This is a genomic window from Puniceicoccales bacterium (assembly GCA_031283585.1).
Lineage (GTDB): Bacteria > Verrucomicrobiota > Verrucomicrobiia > Opitutales > LL51 > JAIRTH01.
Map to the genome: position 1 here is coordinate 15,001 of JAITBP010000012.1, position 1,416 is coordinate 16,416.

Sequence of the window (1,416 nt, forward strand, 5' to 3'; positions counted from 1 at the left end):
GTACCGCGAGGGAAAGGTGAAAAGAACTCCTTCTAGGAGAGTGAAATAGTACCTGAAACTTATTGCCTACAAGCGGTCGGAGCACGTTTTTGTGTGACGGCGTACCTTTTGCATAATGGGTCTGGGAGTTGTTGTTTGTAGCAAGCTTAAGGCTTTACGGGCTGGAGGCGTAGCGAAAGCAAGTCTGAATAGGGCTATTAGTTGCAGGCAACAGACCCGAAACGGGATGATCTATCCATGGTCAGGTTGAAAGTAGAGTGAAATCTAGTGGAGGACCGAACCGGTGAACCTTGAGAAGTTCTCGGATGAACTGTGGATAGGGGTGAAAGGCTAATCAAATTCCGTTATAGCTGGTTCTCTTCGAAATATATTTAGGTATAGCCTCATGTGTTGATTATCGGGGGTAGAGCACTGAAAAAGCTAGGGCCCATACTAGGGTACCAAACTTTATCAAACTCCGAATACCGATAAATGTAACATGGGAGTCAGTCTGTGGGGGATAAGCTCCATGGACGAGAGGGAAAGAGCCCAGACCGTCGATTAAGGCCCCTAAATCATCACTAAGTGGATTAAAGGAGGTAAGTCTGCACAGACAATAGGGATGTTGGCTTAGAAGCAGCCATCATTTAAATAGTGCGTAATAGCTAACCTATCGAGTGGATTTGCGCCGAAGATGATCGGGACTAAAGTGATGTGCCGAAATCGCGGACTCATAAAATATTATGAGTGGTAGAAGAGCGTTCCAACCGGGCAGAAGCCAAAGCGGCAAGCGATGGTGGACTTGTTGGAAGTGAGTATCCAGACATGAGTAACGATAAATACGGTGAGAATCCGTATCGCCGAAAGGATAAGGTTTCCTGGGGAAGGGTCGTCCTCCCAGGGTTAGTCGAGAGCTAAGATGAGGCCAATTGGAGTAATCGATGCACGACAGGTCAATATTCCTGTACCATCTTATGAGCGTTATAACCAGAGGAGTGACGGAGAAGGCTAGTTCAGCACGGTGTTGAATGTCCGTGTCTAACTGTTCGAGGCTGTTTGGTAGGTAAATCCGCCAGACACTAAAGCTGAGGCATTATGGGACTTTTTGGTTTCGACCGAGAGGAATTGAATGATGTCATGCTTCCAAGAAAAACTTCGCTGGGAGTTCATAGGGTGCTCGTACCGCAAACCGACACAGGTATCCGAGATGAGTATTCTAAGGCGCGTGAGTTAAGTCTCTCTAAGGAACTCGGCAAACTGGCCCCGTATCTTTGGTAGAAGGGGTGCCTGGTCAAACAGGCCGCAGTGAAATGGCCCAACCGACTGTTTAGCAAAAACACAGCTCTCTGCTAAGTCGCAAGACGATGTATAGGGAGTGACACGTGACCAATGCGGAAAGGTGAACGCTGGAGGTGCAAGCTTCTGGTCTAAGCCCCC

General features: G+C 48.0%; 1 rRNA gene (only partly in view). It reads left to right on the forward strand.

The features are described from left to right. A 23S ribosomal RNA gene (locus tag LBB20_03485) occupies positions 1–1,416 on the forward strand (its annotated part extends 496 nt beyond the left edge of the window); the annotation flags it as partial.